The organism is Methylomonas sp. MED-D, from assembly GCF_050276835.1.
In the GTDB taxonomy this organism is placed as follows: Bacteria; Pseudomonadota; Gammaproteobacteria; order Methylococcales; family Methylomonadaceae; genus Methylomonas; species Methylomonas koyamae_A.
Genome location: NZ_CP189965.1, coordinates 2598689 through 2618755, shown reverse-complemented (window position 1 = coordinate 2618755; position 20067 = coordinate 2598689). Strand labels below are relative to the sequence as shown.

Here is a 20067-nt window from a genome sequence, read left to right as displayed (position 1 = left end):
CTAAAAGTAATTATTGTTAGCTCAAGGCTGCCGAATTGTAAGATATTGCCGCGCGGCAGGTAAATCTAAATGCACGGTCGCCACTGCTACGGCTTGGCCCATGCTTGAAGTTGAAAAAAGACAGAGGAGTTCGTGTTTTAGAGTACTGAATGTTCTCCATTCCCCGCCTATCCGTGGTAGCTCGACATCTTCATGGGTTTTCCGGCTGCAAGCCATCGCGCAACCGCGCTAATTGTAGCTGGGCTTCGTCGATTGCAAAGCGATCGATTGATTTGGCGATCGCGTCAAGTTCCGCCTGCCATCCCCCCCCTGCCGCCAGCGCCCGCAGCTCCGCGAGCGCCGATTCTACCGCGCCAAGATCGGTGTCCAAGATCCTCGCCAAACGCTCGGCGGCCTTGGCGACTTCCTGGGTATTGACGACGGGTTTCGGCTCCACCACGTTTTCCGGCTGTTTCGCCGCCAAATCGGTCAATTCGAGGATAATCCGCGCCAAGCATTGCTCCAAATCGGCGAGTTGCGCTTCGGCCGGCGGGTGGCTTTGCTTTAACACCGCGTCAACAGAGGAGGCCGCTTCGAACAAGGCTTGCGCGCCCAGGTTGCCGCTGACGCCTTTCAGCGCGTGGCAATGCGCTTCCGCTTCTTCGAAACGCCCCGCTTCGATCGAAGCACGCAGTTCTGTCACCGAGTCGGCGTAATGCGCTAAAAATCGCAGCAATTGCCGCCGATAAGCCTCCGAATTGCCGCCGATGCGCCGAATGCCCTGCGCGACATCGATATGACGTAAACACTGCAGATCCGCCGGGTATGCGACGCTAGCCGTTGCCGAGGCTGGGGGAGTCTGGCTCCCGGTGCCGGCGATCCAGGTGGTCAACGAAGCCAGCAAACGCTCGGGATCGATCGGTTTGGTGATATGGTCGTTCATGCCGGCTTGCAGACTTTTTTCGACGTCTTGCGCCATGGCGTGCGCCGTCATCGCGATAATCGGCATCGCACCGAAGCGGTCGGCGCCGTCGGCTTGGGTTAGCGACCGGATTTGCCGTACCGCTTCCAAGCCGTCCAGCACCGGCATCTGAATATCCATTAACACCGCGTCGTAAGCTGTCTGACAGACTTTCCGCACCGCCTCCTCGCCATTCACTGCCTCGTCTACCTCCAGGCCGTGTCCGCGCAATAATTCGCCGGCAAACTCACGGTTGATTTCGTTATCCTCAACCAGCAAGATGCGGCGACCGTGTAATGGTCCGGTTTCCACGCCACCTGTCAGGCGCGGCTTGAATTTGTCGGCCATGCCCTGGATACGGCCACGTCCCAAGGCCGACAGGATGGCATCCAGCAAAGACGACGGCGAGACAGGTTTGATCAAGAAACCGTCGATGCCGACCTTGTCCGCCAGGCGCATGACGTCCTCGTTGCCGTAAGCGGTGACCATGATCGCCTTAAGCCCGGCCAAGCGAGGGTCGGCGCGCATTTGTTCCACCACTTCATCGCCGTTCATGCCAGGCATGTGCCAGTCCACCAACACCAGTTCGTAGGATTGAGTTGCGGTCGCTTGGCGCAATTCGGTCAAGGCTTCGGCACCGCTGGCGGCAACCCCTATGCGTACGCCGAACGGCCTGAGCATATCGGCAATGATTTCCCGCGACGCTTCGTTGTCGTCCACCACCAACACCCAGACGTCGGCCAACAGCCGGCCAACCTTGTCCTCCAGCGATTGCGGCCGCAGCGCGCCGTCACCGACAATACCCAAACGCGCGGTAAAGCAAAACGTCGTCCCCAGACCCGGCTCCGACCAATCGATCCAGATTCGGCCACGCATCATTTCCACCAGTTTCTTGGAAATGGCCAGTCCCAAGCCGGTACCGCCAAAGCGCCGACTAGTGCCTTGGTCGGCCTGAGTAAATTCGGTGAACAATTTATCGCGGTCGGTTCGCGACATGCCGATGCCGGTATCCCGCACCGTGACCAGCAGTTCCATTTCGGTCGGCGCGACGACGCGGCCGTGAAACGCCAGTTCCAATTCGCCGCGCTCGGTAAATTTCAACGCGTTGCTACACAAATTGGTCAACACCTGCCCAAGACGCAACGGATCGCCGATTAACAGCGACGGAATTTCCGGGTCGTGCCGAATCAAAAACTCGATATTTTTTAAGCCGGCTTGATACCCGATGACATCGGCCAATTGATCGACGACCGCATCGAATCGGAATTCGGCTTGCTCCAACGTCAGTTTACCGGCCTCGATCTTGGAAAAATCCAGAATGTCGTTAAGGATGCCTAACAAGGCCCTAGCCGAGCTATATGCTTTGGCCAAATAGTTGCGCTGCGACGCGCTGAGTTCGGTTTGCAGCGCAAGATGCAGCATGCCCAGCACGCCGTTCATCGGCGTGCGGATCTCGTGCGACATATTGGCAAGAAACTGACTTTTGGTTTGAGTGGCCGATTCGGCCGCATCGCGAGCTTCCTTCAGCGCGGTTTCGTATTGTTTGCGTAACGTGACGTCTTCGTAGGTACTGACGAAACCACCGTCGGAAATCGGCCCGCCGCTGATTTCCAACACCTTGCCGTCGGCCCGCGTCCACACGTAGCGGTGTGGTTGAAAGCGACTGATTCTTTCCAGGGCTTCGCGCAACTCGGCCTTGGTTTCGGCGTAACGCAAGGCATCGTCATGTAAATCAAAACGTTCGAAATCGCTGTGATCGCGGCCGGTTTGCAACAATTCTTCCGGATAGCCGCGCACGAGAGCCAATTGCTTGTTCCACACCAGCAATTTCAAATTGGCGTCGAAGGCAATCAAGCCTTGCGACATGCTGTCCAGCACTGTCGTCAATATCGCGCCGTTGTGCGCCAGTTTGACGTTGGTTTCGGCTAACTCGGCGGTCCGCGCCGCCACTCGGCGTTCCAGGTCCTCATTGACCGCCGCCAGTTGATGGCGGCTTTCCGCCAACTGGCGATCGCGGTTTTCGATCGTCGCGATCATGGTGTTAAACGCTGAAATCAATGCGCCGAGTTCGTCGTTGCTGTGGCGCTCGGCGCGCAGCGTGTAATCCTGACTGCGGTTGATGGTCTCGACGGTTTTTTTTAGCTTAACCAACGGCGCCGAGATCACCCTCTGCAAGCGCGAAGCCATCAAAAATGCGATGGCACCCGCCAATACCACGATTAGCGATGCCGCGATCAACGAACCCCGCCAGAGATTATTCAGTTCCGCCAAACTGGCCACGATCAACACCCGTCCGACATGCTGACCGTCCAATTCGATATCCTCGGCCATTCGACAAAATTGCTCACCGAAAACCGCCAGTCCGACCTGTTGCCGCGCCGGCCACGAGGCCGGACAAGATTCGCCCCGCCGATATTCGGCGAATAAGCCGCCCTCGGCGTTGTAAATACAGGCGGACACCACCGCGGGCTTGACGCCCAACGCGCTAAGATTGGCTTCGGCGACGCCCGGATCCCCGAAGGACAAGGCGACGGTGCTGCGGCCGGACACAATCCGCGCCAACGACTGCAAGTCCTTGGCCATATCTTCTTTCAGACGCATGCGCTCGTGCACGACGAAACCGGTTCCGGCCAGTAACAGCGCGACCAGGCTGGTTACCAAGATAATCAGCACCAATTTAGTTTTGATATTGACGTCGAGTGAGCGGACCGGCATGGTTTTCAAGGTTTGGAGGGAACGACGATACGGGCAATTTCCATCAACAAGGCATTAACCTTGAGTTGAGCGCCGGCGACCGTTTGGGGGTTGATTTCGACTTTAATCTGATCTTGTTCGCGGTAAAAGCCTATCCCGCCGCCGCGCGCCGCGAATCCATGTTGGTCGCTGACGGTCAACACCGCCCTGCTCTTCGTTTGCTGTAACAGTCCCGGCAACATCGCCGAATCCCCATCGATGTACAGCAATTGGCATATCTGCAACTCCTCGGTTCCGGACCAGATTTGCAAGGCTCTACCCTTACTATCGCGGCTGGCCAATTCGCCGAGTTGTTCGACCACCGCGTCGGCGCCGACCACGCAAACATGCAAGGGTTCGTCGCCGGGCGTCGGCCATTCGACCAGTCGGGTGAAATTAAACAAATATCCGGCCTTGATTTTCGCGTCGGCACTATCCGCCGCCACCGGCCAAGCCAACCAACACATCGCCCACAAGGCGATAAGGCGATAACGGATCGCCGAAATGCGGGCAGCGCGCATTAGAACTCCAGCCGCGCCGTCAATTTCAGCGTCAGCGGCGGACCGGCCAAAATCGACGTCGGCGCGCCGAAGTCGGTCGAGGCGAAGTTGCTATTAAAAGCGCCGTAATTTTTGAAGTCGAACAAGTTCAAGACGTCCAAACGTAACTTAAATCGCGTATCTCGCGGAGTGTCGAAATTTTTGATTAACGCAATATCGAATTGCCGATAGCCCCACCATTCGCCGGGAAAAATAAAGTCGTAACCACGCGGCGTGTAGGTATCGAAACGGCAGGCACCGCTGGTGCAATTGATGCCGTAGCGGGTTTCGGGCGTGGCCAGCGTCAATTTGGCGGCGAAGACCACATCCCACGGTAAATCGACGCTTGCGGTGGTTACGATTTTATGGGCGCGTACTCCAGAGGTATCGAGCCAACCGACGCTGTGAGTATCCGGCTTTTCAAATAAATAGCTGCTGTTATCCACGAAGGATTGCGGCTTGTTTTCCTGAGAGTCGGTATAGGTATAAGCAAAACTAGCCCCCCAACCGCTTTCCTTGACGTAAGGCTTCTCGGCTTTTAAATACACCGAATTGGTTTTGGTTTGCACGCCGTTGTCGAACAGGATCAACTGACCGTAGCCCGGAACCGCTTGAAAAGTACCGCCAAGGTCGCTGCCGGCCCGGTAAAAGCTGCCGTCGGCATTACGTCCGCCCAGCACGCCCACCAAACCATCGTAGCTATGCACGTGCGACACCGCCAGTTCGGTATACCAATCGCCGATACGGTTGCGGATGCCAAGGCTGAATTGATCGGCGAACGGCGTTTTCAGGTTGTTGCGCATTAAGTTGATTTCCCGGTTGGCCGGGGTGGCGCCGGTCAATGAGCTGAGTTGCTCGCCGTTGTAATTCAAATAGGCCGGATCCCAGGCGATGCAGTCGGCCGCCGCGCCGCAATCGTAGTTCGGATCGCCTTGAAACGCCACGCTGAACGACGGGTAACTGCCTTTAGTGCGCTCCAACTGCAACACGTCGTAAATGTTGCGGTCGTAGGCTCTCCCATAACCGCCGAACACGACGTGGCGCTGATCGCCGTCGAAGTCGTAGGCAAAACCCAGGCGCGGCGCGATGTTGTCGGCGTCGGCTCGGCGGTTATGGCCGTTGCTGAGATAATCCTCAAGATTGTAGCCGCCGCGGCCGCCGGCGATATTGCTCCAGTCGCGCAACGCGCTCGCCACGCCTGTCGGCGTGACGAAATTCAAGTAGCCGGGGTTGTATTCGTAATCCCAGCGCGCGCCCAAACTTAAACTTAGATGTCGATTCAATTCCCAGTCGTCTTGCAGATAGAGTCCGACTTGACTGACGTCGGTCGATGTCGCGCCGTTGCCGTCGCCCAATCCGGCCATCGGCGCGGCCCAAGTGACCCGGTAGGGCGTCCCGTCCGGGTTGTTCAGGTTGTAGCTGAATTGAGGATTGTAGGGATCGCGTTCCAGTGCGTTCAATTCGATGTACTTCAGCTTTGCGCCGACTTTGACGACGTGCGAACCGTGCCAATTCAAGCCGCTGAAGGTCAAATCGTCTTGCAAGCCAGGACCGCGTTGGCCTTTGTCTTGAAAGTTACCGGCGCCGCCGCCGTTCAGGACCGTGACGCTGCTTAAATTACCGCCGCTTAGGCTACCATCCAAACGCTGTAGCAACTGTCCGGCATTCAAATGCGCCGGCTGTTGCCGCCAATGGCTATCCTCGTAGGTGAAGCGCGCTTCGTTAACCCAGTGTTCGGCGGTGTATTGATACTTGAAGTCCAGGCGTTTTTCGGCGTTGCCCTTGTCCAGCGCGTTCGGTTCGGCATTGCCGCCGCCGATACCCAGTATTTGCGTTTCGTCGCGCAATTTAAACGAGGCCTCTAGCGAGTTGCGCTCGTCCAGCGCCCAATCCAGCTTGGCGAAGAACAGATCGGCTTCGAACGGCCGATTCGCCTCGCCGAGCAGGGATTGGTAGCGGGCCGGCAGCGCCCCACCGTCCGCGGTGCGCACGCCGGCGAAATCGTCGTTTTGTTTGCGCTCGTAAGCGACGAAAAAATGCGCCACGTCGCGGGCGATCGGTCCGCTCAAGGTCACGCCGTATTGGGCCTGCATATTGTCGTAGCGTCCGTTCAGCGTTTCGCTGGGCGTGGCGGCGCGCAAATCTTGATTGGTGTGGTCGTAAAAGGTCTCGCCGTGAAACTGATTGCCGCCGGATTTGGTCTGCACCGAAATCACCGCGCCGCTGGCTTGATCGAACTCGGCTTTGTAGTTTTGACTGATCACTTTGTATTCGGCGACCGCCGATTCCGGAAACACGTTCCCTCGACTGGAATCCTGGCCGGCCACGCCGCCGCGCACCACGTAATTTTTTTGGCTGACGCCGTCGATATAGAGATTGACGCTGTCCGGACGCTGACCGCCGCTTTGCAAGCGGGTACTGCCGTCCTGATCGGTTACCACGTTGACGCCGGGCGCCAGATCGGCGTAGTTCAGGAAGTTGCGGTTGATCTGCGGCAAGCGTTGCATTTGTTCCGGCGTCAGGTAGGTCGCCAGCTCCGGGTTGCGGATTTCCGATGCGGTTGAAGCGGATTCGGTGCCGGCTTCGGCACCGACCGCCAAGTCCAGCGTCATGGCCTGTCCGACTTGCAAGGTCAGCGCCTGCTCGATGCTGCGGCCATCCGGCGCCAATACTTTCAACGAATAGCGGCCGGGCCGCAATGCCATCAACACATAGCTGCCGCCCTCGCGCGACACGGTGCGGGTCGAAAAGCCGCGATCCAAATGGGTGACGATGATTTGGGCGCCCGCTTGATCGGCTAAGCCGGGCATTTCGACCCGCCCGCGTAGCGTCGCCATGCTGGGGTCGGCCCGAGCCGGCAGCCACCACGCCACGCTCAACAGGCCGATACCGGCCAGCCGGCCAGCCTGCGCTGGCATCGACCGAAGCCATTTGAACGGAGCTGAGCTTTGGTCCGGCATGCCTTCACGCGTCCGATTCGGTATAGCTGGCGGCCGCCACCGGCGAGGGCTGGCCAATGTAATAGCCCTGGGAATAATCGATACCCAGTTCCTTGACCTTGGCCTGGATACGCGGACTGCCGACGAATTCAGCGATCGTCTTCATCCCCAGGCGCCGCGCCGCATCGACGATGACGTGAGCGATCGCTTGCGAATCGCGGCTATCGATGATGTTCATGATGATGGAACCGTCGATTTTTAAATAATCGATCTTCAGCCGTAACAAATGCGCGAAATTGGAATAGCCGCTGCCGAAATCGTCGATCGCGAAACGGCAACCTCGGGCCTTCAGCTTTTCAATAAACTCGGCGATCTCGCCGTAATTTTCGATACCTTCGGTCTCGGTGATTTCCAAGACGATGCGCGGCCCAACCTCCGGCGGCGACAGGCGATCGTACAGAAACGCGGCGGTATCGGCGTCGATGATGTCTTCGACGGTTAAATTCAGCGCCATCAAACCGCTACAATGGGGCAAGGCCTCGATCACTTTGTTGACCATGGTTTTGGTCAGCGCCGTATATTGGCGGGAGCGTTTGGCCACGCCGAGAAAGGTAGGTGGAATCACCGTGCCGTCCTCGTCTATCATCCGCATCAAGGCTTCGTATTCGACAATCCGGCCGGTGGCATTGTCGACGATGGGCTGGTAGTAGGGCACGATCCGGCCGCTGGCTAACGCCGAGCGAATCTTTTGGCTCCAGCGGATGTTGTCGCGGTAATGCGATTTGACCTCCATTTCCTCATCGTAGATCAGGTAATCGCGTTGTTCGGCCCTGGCCCTGGCCAACGCCAGCGCGGCATGGGTATAACAGTTGTCGGTACCCTGGCAAATCCCGGCAGTGACTTGAATGAAAATACGGTCCTCGTCGCAATCGACCGGTTCTTCCTCCAAGTGCCGCATGATGCGGGCTATCAAGGACGCGAACTGCTCCAGCGTGCAATCGTCGCCAACCGCCAGCATCGCGAACAAATCGCCGCCAATGCGGTAGGCTTCGACCCAGCCGCCGCCCATCCGGTCCAAACGTCGGCCGATTTCCAATAAAACCTTGTCGCCGTTGGCCAAGCCGTAAAAGTCATTGATGGCCTTGAATTGGTCGATATTGATCATGCCGAGCAAAGGACGGCTGGCGGCTTCCAAGTCCTGCATCAATTTGACGCGGTTGGGCAGTCCGGTCAATTTGTCGGTGGCTTGTTCGCGGATCAGTTCTTCCTGGTGTATCAAGCAAGTGACGTCCACGCTGCAAGACATGTATTCGCTGGGACGGCCGTCGGCACCGACTACCGGTACGATGGTATTGTTGATGTAAACCGTGTCGCCATTCTTGCGGCGATTGCAATAAATCCCGCGCCAAACATCACCGCCGGCGATGGTCTGCCACATTTCCCGAAACAAACTGCATGGCGTATCCGGATCGGCAATGAGTTTATGGGTTTTTCCGATGACTTCGTCGCGGCTGTAACCGTAGGTATCGACAAAGGCATCGTTGACGAAGGTGATCACGCCGGCCGCGTCGGTACGCGAGACGATGTTGGCGGCATCGGTTGCCCGAGTATACTCGTTGAGCCGGTGCAGGCGACCTTCCAGCGCGCGCCGCAGGCGACTCAGTTCCAGGTGCGTTTTGACTCTGGCGCGAACTTCGTCGATATCGAAGGGTTTGGTGATGTAGTCCCCAGCCCCCAACGAAAAGCCGCGGATTTTTTCGATCGCGGCGTCAACCACCGACACGAACAAAATCGGAATCGCTTCGGTGGCTGGATTTTCCTTGATACGCTGGCAGACTTCATAACCGTCCATGCCCGGCATCATCACGTCCAGCAACAATAAATCCGGCGGGGTGGGGCCGAATACCAAGTCCAGAGCTTTTTGGCCATCGGTGGCAACCAGTATGCCGTAGTCGCCCTTCAAGGCTTCCAGCAGACCATGAATGTTCTCCGGTAAATCGTCGACAACCAAAATGGTTGGTCGGGACTTGCTGACAAAATTGGCATTTTTACTCATGAATTCGTAAGACTCGGGCAGTGAAGCCAATTATAGTCGGCCATAGCGTTTACGATAGGCGGCTAGGGCCAAGTGGGTTCGGACTCTGGCCAGCAAGGTTTCCGGCACGACCGGCTTGGTCAAATAATCCGCCGCACCCATCTGAAATCCCTTGGCTTCGTCGCCCGACTCCGATGCGGCGGTTACGAAGATCACCGGGATGTCGGCAGTGGCGTCCGAGGCCTGCAAGCATTCCAACACCTGGTAGCCATCCATTTCCGGCATCACCACGTCCAGCAGAATCAAATCCGGCACGGGTTGGCGCTGGGCGATCTCCAAGGCTTTCTCGCCGGAGGTTGCCGCCAGAATCGCATACTCGCCGCGGAGTATGTTCAATAGGGTGTGCAAGTTCTCGTGAACATCGTCGACGATCAAAATCCTGGATTTGTCGCCGGCGCTATAAGTGTCAGGCATGGACGCCGCCTCCCAACGGCTGAAATAATGTCTTTAGTGAATTCAATGGCCTACTGATTGCCGAATCGGCACAAGCCGGTTCCGCAGTTTGATTCGAGACAAACATCAACGCTTGCCTCGCAGCCCTGTCGAACCCGCGCTCACCTCGATCCACCTTGCATTTGCTGGGTGTATCGAGTATCCTACCAAGGATAAATCAGTCACCGTTTTTTAAAAAAAGCCTTCCGGCTATCGCCGAGGGGTTGAACAACCTTAGCATGTTTCTTCCGACTGATTCACACCTGGAGAGATGGCCGAGCGGTCGAAGGCGCACGCCTGGAAAGTGTGTATACGGCAACGTATCAAGGGTTCGAATCCCTTTCTCTCCGCCACCGAATATTTTAAGGCCTTGATAAACTCCAGTTTATCAAGGCCTTTTTTATTGTTTGAATTTCCAGTTCGAGCCTGTCTTAGTTTTACCATCGGATAAGCTCGCCGATTCCTAAATCCTTTTCAAGATGTCGGCTCCCCAATCCGAAGCTTTCGATTAGTTTGCGTGCCGGCCCAGGTTCGAGGCCCGTCCGCACACCGCCGGATGGCTTATGTGCCATGGTCTTCGCTTAGAGCATAATCAGTTTTAGCCTCGTCGTACCCAAGCGGTGGATGAGCTAACGACCGCAGCCGGATTTCGAGGAATAGAAGAGTTTCGGAGACTCCTTACGCTGGTAACATCTGGCTGAACAACGTTGCTGGATAGACCTTACATTTGGCGAGCCGGCGACTTCACGCGATACTGACAACCTTCGATTGCAGAGCAAACTTCATGGAAACCGACAGCGAACAACTGACCGAAATCGAAGCCGCCACTTTGAATCATTACGACCTCAATGCCGAATCGTTTTGGGAAGGCACCAAGGATCATGACGTCAGCCAGAATTATGCGGCATTTTTACGGGCGTTACCGGGAGATCGAGCGCTGGATATTTTGGATCTTGGATGTGGGCCAGGCCGGGATCTGTTCTATTTTAAAACCTTAGGCCACAGACCGGTCGGACTGGACGGTAGCGCGAGATTTTGCGAGATGGCGCGCGCTCACAGTGGCTGTCCGGTATTGCGGCAAAATTTTCTAAGTCTGGATTTGCCGACTCAGGGTTTCGATGGCATTTTCGCCAACGCCTCGCTGTTTCATATACCTAGCCGCGAGTTGCCGCGCGTGCTAGACCAGTTACATGCCGCACTAAGATCCGCTGGGGTCTTGTTTATCTCCAATCCTCGCGGCAACGGTGAAGGTTGGTCCGGACAACGTTACGGCCATTTCATGGAAATTGACGCGAGCCGAACGTTTTTGGCCGCGGCCCGATTCGAGATCCTCGATCACTACTACCGACCGCCGGGCAAGCCCCGCCACGAGCAACCTTGGTTGGCGCTGACCGCGCGCCGATTGGACTGAACCCACCGGCGACCGGCCCGACGAGATCCAGGGTGTTGGTTTTTATTTTTTGCATCGAAATCCGATTCAGGTGGGTTTCGGCTTGCCTAAGGTCCTCTACCAAACGCAAAAACTCGGCTAGTCTTAGGCATTTGGCGAAAACTAAGGAATATCGAGTTGGAAAACCGTAGACCCAACGTGATCGATTTTGAAGCCTCAGGGTTTGGTGTCGACAGCTATCCCATTGAAGTCGGGGTCGTCTTGGCCGACGGTCAAAAATGTTGCGCTTTAATCAAACCGGCTCAAAGCTGGCGGTTTTGGGACGGCGAAGCCGAACGAGTTCACGGCCTTAGCCGTGAGCTGCTGTTGGCGCACGGCAAGCCGATCCAGGTGGTGGTTGGCGAGTTAAACGCCTTTCTCGGTAACCGCGTAGTGTATAGCGACGGTTGGGTCGTCGACAAACCCTGGCTTTCCAGACTGTATTACGACGCCCATGCTCAACCCAGTTTTTATTTAAGTCCGTTGGAAAACATTTTGAAGGAAAGCCAGATGGCGATCTGGAGCGAGATCAAGCACGAAGTGATAGAGACGCTGGCGTTACAACGCCATCGCGCCAGTAGCGATGCGCTGATCGTCCAGGAAACGTTTGCTCGCACCAGGGAAATAAGCGCACTACCTGCTGGATCGCCCGCATGACGACAAAGCGTTCGGACGGAGTCCTACCCTATGTTCCTGGTTATTACGCCTCGCGATAGCACGAGCGGGCAAGCTCGCCAGTAAGGCTATGGCCGCGGTAGCGCGGGCCGACACGTATCCTGGAAACCGGCGAATCTGTCGGTCCGATACCGCGGAAATTGATTCAACAAACGCCTGCGCAAGCAAAAAGTCGTAGTTTATTTTAAGTCGCCTAGCTTACCGCCTACCCCATTCGGCATACCACTCTTTACGTGGCAGCTGCTATGGTCAGCGCTCGCCGTGGCTTTTCAACGTATTATCCGCTAGGCGCAAAGTCAGGATTAGTTGTTGTTTGTCCGATTTGAGCAACGCTGTTTTGCGAGTTCTGCATTCAGAGCCATGGCGGGCACGTTGCGACCCATACCTCGCGTCTGGATCTCGACACCCGCGACAGCGCCAACCCAAATCCCCTCCGAAACGGCGAGCATTACCGAGAATCCGACAAAATACCATCGCGCGAACGGCTCGATTCGTTTGTGCTTGTGCAAGCGGGGCCGTTGCTGGAACGCCTAGCCCTCATGCTACGCGGATCGCGCTATCGGGCACCATCCGCCGTTTTGCTGGCGGATTCACAAAATAAAGCTATATTGGTAATCTTTAGACTAACATACGCCGTGCTAAGACCCGTGAAAGAGTCGCGAGCAAGGCCTAGGACAGCCTAACCAAAACGATAGAGTATGTGACGAACGCCTATTCGGCGACGGTTGACCGGCTTAATTCCACGAGGAGGCTTGGCGGACCATGGCGCGACGCAAACTGCCCGATTTGCCGATGAAGCAAAAGCTTTTGTATTTGCAGGAGCTGACCGTGGCGCTGGCCTTGCTGTTTACGTTGCCGATCACCAGTCTGACGCAAATTCATCAGGAGCGGAGCCGTTTGGAAACCGAAACCCGTTCATTGAGCACGATGGTGGGATTTAGTGCTAGCGCCGCGCTGTTGTTCGACGACGTCAAGACCGCGAACGGCGTGCTGGCGACCTTGCGCGGTAAACCGGAGATTTTGTCCGCGCAACTCTATAGCAGGGAAGGCTTGTTGTTCGCGCAATATCCCTCAAGCGATACAACGCCGGATGTCCCGCGCGACTTGAGCGACGCGCGCTTGGAAAACTCGAGCAACGGCTGGCGACTGACCGAACAGGTCTTGATATACCCGGTTAGCGGCGAGGGTCCCGAAATCATCGGACATCTGCGAATGGCCGTCGATTTACGGCCGATGTGGCGGACGGTGTTAATCAATATGGCGCAACTGTTCGGCGCGTTGCTGACCGCGGTGGTGCTCGCGGTGTTATTCGGCCGTAATTTGGCCAAATCGATCGCCGCGCCGCTAACCGTCTTGTCGTCGTTGGCACGCAAGGTTTCGCAAGATAACGACTACATGGTGCGGGCCGGCGGCGGCGGAGACGACGAGGTCGGCCAATTGGTCGCCAGCTTCAATTCGATGATAGAACGCCTGCAACAACGGGACGCCGAGTTGGCCAAGCAACGCGAAAATCTAGAAAGGCAAGTCGATCTGCGTACCGTCGACTTGCGCCGAGCCGTCGCGGAGGCGCAGGCCGCCAACGTCGCCAAGTCACAGTTTCTAGCGACGATGAGCCACGAAATCCGCACGCCGATGAACGGTGTATTGGGCATGACCGAATTATTGTTGGGAACCCGGCTGGACGACACTCAACGCCAATATGCGGAAACCGTATTCAGCTCCGCGGAATCGCTATTGACCATTATTAACGATATTCTCGATTTTTCGAAAATCGAAGCCGGCAAATTGCAACTGGAAACCATCGATTTCAGCCTCTACGAACTCATCGAGCAACTGTCGGCGTTGTTCTGGGAACGGGCGCGCGCCAAGCATATCGAGCTGGATTGCAGAATCGACGCCAGCGTCGCCGACGCGGTCCGAGGCGATCCGCACCGTTTGCGGCAAATTCTGACTAACTTGTTATCGAATGCCATCAAATTCACCGAACGCGGCTCGGTGGGTTTGTACGTCTCGGCGGCGGAAGCCGATCCGGCCGCACCGGAACGGCGGCTACCCTTGGTGTTTCGGGTTGTCGATAGCGGCATCGGTATCGCCGAAGAAATCTTGCCTAAACTGTTCAAGCCCTTCAACCAAGCCGACGGATCGACCACCCGCAAATACGGCGGTACCGGCCTGGGATTGGCCATCTGCAAGGAATTGTCCAGTTTGATGGACGGGCGGATCGAAGTGCGCAGCCAGTTGGGCGTCGGCTCGCAGTTCACGGTCTATTTGCCGCTCGCCCCGGCCGGCGCTCTCCTGCCGCCGGTCAACGTCGACCCGATTTTGCGGGGACGACGCGCACTGGTGGTTGCCAACGGCCAGCTGGACGTAGAATGCTTGTGCTTGGAACTCTCCGAACTTGGCGTGCATTTCAAGCTCGCAGCGAACGAGGCATCTGCCCTCCTACGGTTGGAAGAGGGCGCAAAATCCGGCATCTATTACGATTTCATTTTGTTCGATGCGGTGATCTTGGACGTCGGCGTGTTGAATGAACGCCTGCAAACCTTACCGCGCCTCGCCTCGATTCGCGCCGTCGAAATCAGTGGCGCTAGCGGCCCCGACCCGAAACGACCGCCGCCGGACTGGCCGGTTTTATACCAGCCCATTCAACGCCAAGCGCTCAGGGAAGTATTGTTGCGTGGAGTAAACGGTAAACCCAGCATCGCCGACTTGGTGGCGATCCGTTGCGATCGTCGGCGAATATTGTTGGCGGAGGATAATCCGGTCAATCAAAAAGTCGCCAAGGCCATGCTCGATCAATTGGGATATCGGGTCAGAATTGCCGATAACGGCAAGTCCGCGCTGCACATTTACGAATCCGAACCGATAGACTTAATCTTGATGGACTGTATGATGCCGGAGATGGACGGCTATTCGGCCGCCAGACTGATTCGAGACAGTGAACGCCAACAAGGCGGCGCCCGAATTCCGATTATCGCGCTAACCGCCAACGCCATGGAGGGCGATCAGCAAAAATGTCTGGACGCCGGCATGGACGACTACGTCAGCAAGCCGTTTTTACAGCAAGCCCTGGCGAGTAAAATTGGCCGCTTTCTACCGAATTCCGGCAACAACGAGTCGCCGCCCCGTTCGCCCATCGACAAGGACCCGGATAAATTGGACAACAGCGCGCTGGATACTTTACGGCAGATCGGCGGCGATCAGTTGGTCACGGAAGTCGTCGATCTGTTCCGTCAGAATGCGCTCGAACAAATCGACTTAATCGCCACCGGACTACGCGAGCAAAACCCCCAAGCCGTGCGTTTCGCCGCGCACGCGTTGAAGTCGGCGGCCGCGAATATCGGCGCGCGAGGCTTGTCCGAACAAGCGAAAGCCATCGAGCATGCGGCCCGCGACAATACGCTGGATTTCGACGACCGGCTTGCCCTGACCTTGCAAAACAGCTATAAACGAGTGCTTGCAAAGCTTGCTAATCCGGATCCCGAATGACCTCCCCGCCATCCTCCCGTAGTCTGATATTGGTCATCGACGACGACGACATGATACGTCTGATGTTGACGAACATCCTGGACCGGGAGGGCTTCGCGGTGATCGGCGCCAGCGACGGCGAAACCGGTTTGGAGCGTTTGGCGGCAGACCAACCCGATCTGGTGTTGTTAGACGTGATGATGCCCGGCATTAGCGGCTTCGACTGCCTGCAAAGCATTCGCGCCCAGCCTGAAAAACGCTTGCTGCCGATCGTCATGCTGACCGGCGTCGACGATCTGGAGTCGGTCAATCGCGCGTTTCAGCTTGGCGCCACCGATTTCGTCGCTAAACCCATCAGCTGGGCCACCCTCCCGCACCGTTTGCGTTATCTGCTGCGGTCCTCCGCTGCTTTGGCTCAACTCGCCAAAAGCGAGGCGGAACTGCGTAAGGCGCAGAAAATCGCCCAGCTGGGTAGTTGGGAATGGTGGGTCGATACCGACAAAATGATCTGGTCGCGCGAAGTGTTCAATTTACTTGGCGTCTCTCCCGAGCACTTTCAGGCTAGTTGTCAAGACTTGTACGCGGCGGTGCATCCCAGCGAAGTGGGGATCTTGCGGCAGGCCATCGACCTGTGCTTGAAAAATCGCCGCCAATTTCGGCTCGACCTCCCGGTTGTCCACCGCGACGGCGGGGAGCGTATCGTTCACATCCAGGGCGAATTGATCGTCGACGGCGAATCGGCGACCCGGATACAAGGCACGCTGCAAGACATTACCGAGCGCCGCCATATCGAGGAAAGAGTCAGATTTTTATCGTACTACGACCCGTTGACCGGACTGCCGAACCGGGCACTATTTCGGGAAATTCTGGCCGAGGCGATGGCGCAATGCAATCATCAAAATAGCCGGATTACGACCTTGTTCGTTTGCATAGACCGCTTCAGCCGCATCAATGAAACATTAGGCCCAAGAGCCGGCGATCACGTCTTGAAAATGTTTGCCGACCGCTTGGTCGCCGAAGTCCGCGACAGCCACGGCAAGGCGGGAGGCGCCTTTGGCGGCGAATCCACCGTGTCGCGTTTAGGCGGAAACGAGTTCACGATATTGCTTAAACACGCCGACGACGATCAAACCGGCGTGCGCGTGGCCCGCCAAATTCTCAGAACCCTGGAACCCGCCTTCCAAATCGACGCGATCGAGTTATTCCTGGGCATCAACATCGGCATCGCGGTTTATCCGGGCGACGGTAGCGACGAAGACGCTTACATTAAAAACGGCGAGTTCGCGATGCACCATGCCCGCGAACAAGGCCAAAACACCTATCAATATTTCAGCAAATCGTTGAATGCGGTCGCGTTCCAGAAACTGGCCATGGAAAACAGCTTGCGGCGGGCGCTGGACCGAGACGAATTGCTGCTGTTTTATCAAGCCAAGGTCGATATGCATCGTCAGCGCGTGGTTGGCGGCGAAGCCTTGATCCGTTGGCGCCATCCGGATCTGGCACTGGTCGCGCCGTCGCAGTTCATTCCCATCGCCGAAGAATCCGGGCTGATCGTGCCTATCAGCAATTGGGTGCTGGAAACGGTGTGCCTGCAAATCCGCGAATGGCAAGATCGCGGCATCAGTCCGGCCATGGTGATATCCGCTAACGTCTCGGCCAACCAATTGCATCAACCGGGCTTTGTCGGCCATGTCCGCAACGCCTTGACCCAGGCCGGCATCGCACCGGAATGCTTGAAACTGGAATTGACCGAAAGCATGTTGCTCGACCATGTCGATGAAGCGCTGGTCACGTTACGCGAATTGCGCGCGTTGGGGGTGAAGACCAGCATCGATGACTTCGGCACCGGCTATTCGTCGTTGTCGTATTTGAAAAAATTGCCGATATCGGAATTGAAAATCGACCGCTGCTTCGTCCGCGACTTGCCGGATAACGAAGACGACGTAGCCATTACAACCGCGATATTGGCGCTAGCCCGGGCCTTAAGCCTGGATGTGATTGCCGAGGGCGTCGAGAATCAAGCGCAGGCCGAATTTCTGATGGCCGGCGGTTGCCATATTGCCCAGGGCTTTTTGTATCACAAGCCGGCCCCGGCCGACGAGTTCTTCGATTTCGTCGCCCATTTCAACCAAACGACACTGTCCAACAGCGGGCGATAACCCTAGAACAATTCCCAAATCGGCTGGGAGCCGACCGGCAGCGGCGCCAAGCGGCCCAGTTCCAAGTATTGGTTTTCGGGGGCATGAAAATCGGAACCGACCGACGCGCGTAACTGATGCTTGGTGGCCAATTCTTGACTGAAGCGAATATCGTCGCCGCTGGCCCGCCCGGTGACCACTTCGACACCCTGCCCGCCCGCCACTTTGAATGCCGCCAACGCTTTATTGATCCATTTATTGCTCAATTTGTAGCGCAACGGGTGCGCCAGTACCGCCAAACCGCCGGCGGCGTTTATCCAACCGATAACTTCGGCTAATCCGGCCCATTGCGTGGCGACATAGGCCGGTTTGCCCTTGCTCAAGTAAAGGTCGAAAGCGTCCTGTTGAGTCCTGGCGCGGCCTACCCCGACCAAAAAATCGGCGAAATGCAAGCGGGTAATTTCGCCGCCGCGCGCCGCGCGGGCGACGGCCTGAAAAGCACCGTCTATACCTTTTCTAGCCAATTTGTCGGCGATTTTCCTAGCCCGCTCGACACGCAAATCCTGCTGTCTGGCAACACCGTCGACCAGCACTGGGTGGCTTGGATCGATATTCAATCCGACCACGTGCAAACAATGGCTTTCGAAACTGGCCGACAATTCGATACCTGGAATCAAGCGCAGGCCCAATTCCGCCGCGACAACCCGCGCCTCGGCCAAACCGGCTGTCGTATCGTGATCGGTCAACGCCAAGGCGGTAACGCCGCGGGCATGCGCCCGGCGTACTAACTGGCCCGGCGTCAATACGCCATCCGAAGCATTGGAGTGACTATGCAAATCGTAGATGGCGGCGCTCATTGGTAGTCGCCGTAAAGCTTGGCGTACAACCCGTTTTGCTGAATCAAGACATCGTGCTTACCCTGCTCGCAGATTTTGCCCTGCTCGAAGACGTATACGTGGTCGGCTTGTTTTACCGCACTCAGCCGGTGAGCGATAATCAGTGTGGTGCGGCCCTCCAAAAACTCCGCTAAAGCTTGATGCAACTTGAATTCCGTCTCGGTATCCAGCGCCGAGGTGGCCTCGTCCAGAATGACGACCGCCGGATTACTGACGATCATCCGGGCAATGGCCAGACGCTGGCGTTGTCCGCCGGACAAACGCATGCCTTGTCGACCGACCACGGTGTGCAGGCCAAGCGGCTGCTCGCGCACCGCGTCCGCCAGTTGCGCCATCGATAAGGCCCGCCACAGGTCGCTATCGGCGACGTCGCGGCCCAAGGTCAGATTGGCCCTTATCGTATCGTTGAGCAAGGCCGGATGCTGTAATACCGTGGCGACATGCTCGCGCACCACATCCAAACCAATCCGATTCAGCGGAACGCCGTCAAAGTAAATCATTCCTCGGCCGGGCGGATACAAGCCGATCAAAGTCTGCGCCAACGTGGATTTGCCGCCGCCGCTGGCACCGACCAATGCGATTTTCTCGCCGGCCGGTATGTCGAGGTTGATGCCGTTCAAAACCGGCTCGTCGCGGTAGCTGAAGTGTAAATCGCGCACGCCGACCGATACCGTTTTCCGGCCGACAAACGGATTCTCGGCGTGCGGATAATCGGGCTCCCGCTGCAAGTGGGTCAATTGGTTAACCCGTGCCAAAGCCGCCTTCGCGGCGTAAAACGATTGCTGTATGCTCAAAATCTCCTGCACCGGCGCCATCATGAACCACAGGTAGCCAAACACGGCCAGCATTTCGCCAATACTGAGGTTGGAATACAGCACCATCAGCATCGCGGTGGCGCGAAAAATATCGAAGCCGAACAAAAATGTCAGAAAGCTAAGGCGAATCGCCGCATCGCTTTTCCAGGCGAATACCGTCGAGTGGTTCTTAACCGCCTCGGCACTGGCGACCAACTGCCGGCAATAATGCGCCTCTCGGTTGCTGGCGCGTATCTGGTGTATCGCATCCAAGGTTTCGCTCAAGGCTTGCTGAAACACCGCATAGGCTTTGTTTTCGTTCGCTTTCAGATCCTTCACCTTCGAGCCGATAGCCTTGGCTAGGTAGATCACCAGCGGGTTCAAAAAGATGATGAACAAGCCCAACTGCCAGTGCATCCACAGTAAAATCAACGCGGTGCCGAATACTGTCAATACCGCCACCAACAACTTGCTAATGGTCGTGCCGATAAAAGTATCCAGCGTATCCAGGTCGGTCACCATGTGGGCGCTGACCGTACCGCTGCCCAGGCTCTCGTATTCCGACATCGACACTCGCTGCAAATGGCCGACCAAGCCCTCACGTATCCGAAAAATCACATCCTTGGCGATATTGGAAAATTGCCGGGTTTGAATAATGTTCAATACCAACGCGAACAGTCGCATCAACAAGCTGACCAGCAAGATCACGCCGATGTAGAAAATCGGCACCCGCCACTCTGTTGGAATCAATGGGTCCAGAGTATTGAGTACCGTACCGGGATGATGTAATAGCACTTCATCCACTAGCAGCGGCATCAACAGCGGCACCGGTACGCTGGCGACCGTCGCCAGCAAGGCGATGATATGACCGGTCACCAATTGCTTTTTGTGTTGCAGTGCGATGCGATAGATATAATGCCAGGAATACTCCTGAGGTGTTACGGCTTGGGGTGCGTTCAAGGGAATATGACTAAATCCGGTGGCTTAAT

General features: G+C 56.7%; 11 protein-coding genes and 1 tRNA gene. 5 read left to right on the top strand and 7 right to left on the bottom strand.

The window, feature by feature from the left end; genetic code table 11:
• Positions 1-190: 190 nt before the first annotated feature.
• Genes ACQE3E_RS11600 through ACQE3E_RS11580 form a run of 5 tightly spaced genes read right to left on the bottom strand, consistent with a single transcriptional unit; the run spans position 191 to position 9660 of the window.
• Positions 191-3655 (bottom strand): response regulator, encoded by a 3465-nt coding sequence (locus ACQE3E_RS11600; RefSeq protein ID WP_427500561.1) that lies wholly within the window; start codon positions 3653-3655, stop codon positions 191-193.
• 5 nt (positions 3656-3660) lie between these two features.
• Positions 3661-4194 carry a YfiR family protein gene (locus ACQE3E_RS11595; RefSeq protein WP_427500560.1) on the bottom strand — a complete coding sequence of 178 codons (534 nt, stop codon included), beginning with the start codon at positions 4192-4194 and terminating at the stop codon, positions 3661-3663.
• Entirely contained in the window at positions 4194-7130 is a 2937-nt protein-coding gene (locus ACQE3E_RS11590) for a TonB-dependent receptor (RefSeq protein WP_427500559.1), read from the bottom strand. The genes ACQE3E_RS11595 and ACQE3E_RS11590 overlap by 1 nt, the downstream gene beginning before the upstream one ends.
• A 46-nt stretch (positions 7131-7176) precedes the next feature.
• A complete protein-coding gene (locus tag ACQE3E_RS11585; protein WP_064027643.1) occupies positions 7177-9207 on the bottom strand; it encodes a two-component system response regulator in 2031 nt (676 codons plus the stop codon).
• A 30-nt stretch (positions 9208-9237) separates the two neighbouring features.
• Complete coding sequence (locus tag ACQE3E_RS11580) at positions 9238-9660, bottom strand: response regulator (protein WP_064027645.1); 423 nt, start codon at positions 9658-9660, stop codon at positions 9238-9240.
• Between the two features lie 283 nt (positions 9661-9943).
• Between ACQE3E_RS11580 and ACQE3E_RS11575 the strand changes: the two genes are divergently transcribed.
• From ACQE3E_RS11575 to ACQE3E_RS11555, 5 genes are all read left to right on the top strand, one after another.
• A tRNA-Ser gene (locus ACQE3E_RS11575) sits at positions 9944-10031 on the top strand.
• A 431-nt stretch (positions 10032-10462) separates the two neighbouring features.
• Positions 10463-11089: a class I SAM-dependent DNA methyltransferase gene (locus ACQE3E_RS11570; protein WP_427500558.1), complete on the top strand. Its 627-nt coding sequence runs from the start codon at positions 10463-10465 to the stop codon at positions 11087-11089.
• Between the two features lie 156 nt (positions 11090-11245).
• Positions 11246-11764 carry a hypothetical protein gene (locus ACQE3E_RS11565; RefSeq protein ID WP_427500557.1) on the top strand — a complete coding sequence of 173 codons (519 nt, stop codon included), beginning with the start codon at positions 11246-11248 and terminating at the stop codon, positions 11762-11764.
• A 780-nt stretch (positions 11765-12544) separates the two neighbouring features.
• Entirely contained in the window at positions 12545-15271 is a 2727-nt protein-coding gene (locus tag ACQE3E_RS11560) for an ATP-binding protein (RefSeq protein ID WP_427500556.1), read from the top strand.
• Positions 15268-17409: a putative bifunctional diguanylate cyclase/phosphodiesterase gene (locus ACQE3E_RS11555; protein WP_313727867.1), complete on the top strand. Its 2142-nt coding sequence runs from the start codon at positions 15268-15270 to the stop codon at positions 17407-17409. Before ACQE3E_RS11560 ends, ACQE3E_RS11555 begins: the two co-directional genes overlap by 4 nt.
• A 2-nt stretch (positions 17410-17411) precedes the next feature.
• On the opposite strand, the gene ACQE3E_RS11550 is transcribed toward ACQE3E_RS11555, so the two are convergent.
• Complete coding sequence (locus ACQE3E_RS11550) at positions 17412-18245, bottom strand: PHP domain-containing protein (protein ID WP_281023258.1); 834 nt, start codon at positions 18243-18245, stop codon at positions 17412-17414.
• Positions 18242-20038 (bottom strand): ABC transporter ATP-binding protein, encoded by a 1797-nt coding sequence (locus ACQE3E_RS11545; protein WP_064027657.1) that lies wholly within the window; start codon positions 20036-20038, stop codon positions 18242-18244. The genes ACQE3E_RS11550 and ACQE3E_RS11545 overlap by 4 nt, the downstream gene beginning before the upstream one ends.
• Between the last annotated feature and the right edge of the window lie 29 nt (positions 20039-20067).

Excerpts from the sequence above, each read along its gene's own strand:
- ACQE3E_RS11580 (WP_064027645.1), bottom strand. The coding sequence starts at position 9,660 with ATGCCTGACACTTATAGCGCCGGCGACAAATCCAGGATTTTGATCGTC.
- ACQE3E_RS11555 (WP_313727867.1), top strand. The coding sequence starts at position 15,268 with ATGACCTCCCCGCCATCCTCCCGTAGTCTGATATTGGTCATCGACGAC.
- ACQE3E_RS11590 (WP_427500559.1), bottom strand. The coding sequence starts at position 7,130 with ATGCCAGCGCAGGCTGGCCGGCTGGCCGGTATCGGCCTGTTGAGCGTG.
- ACQE3E_RS11600 (WP_427500561.1), bottom strand. The coding sequence starts at position 3,655 with ATGCCGGTCCGCTCACTCGACGTCAATATCAAAACTAAATTGGTGCTG.
- ACQE3E_RS11595 (WP_427500560.1), bottom strand. The coding sequence starts at position 4,194 with ATGCGCGCTGCCCGCATTTCGGCGATCCGTTATCGCCTTATCGCCTTG.
- ACQE3E_RS11560 (WP_427500556.1), top strand. The coding sequence starts at position 12,545 with ATGGCGCGACGCAAACTGCCCGATTTGCCGATGAAGCAAAAGCTTTTG.
- ACQE3E_RS11570 (WP_427500558.1), top strand. The coding sequence starts at position 10,463 with ATGGAAACCGACAGCGAACAACTGACCGAAATCGAAGCCGCCACTTTG.
- ACQE3E_RS11550 (WP_281023258.1), bottom strand. The coding sequence starts at position 18,245 with ATGAGCGCCGCCATCTACGATTTGCATAGTCACTCCAATGCTTCGGAT.
- ACQE3E_RS11585 (WP_064027643.1), bottom strand. The coding sequence starts at position 9,207 with ATGAGTAAAAATGCCAATTTTGTCAGCAAGTCCCGACCAACCATTTTG.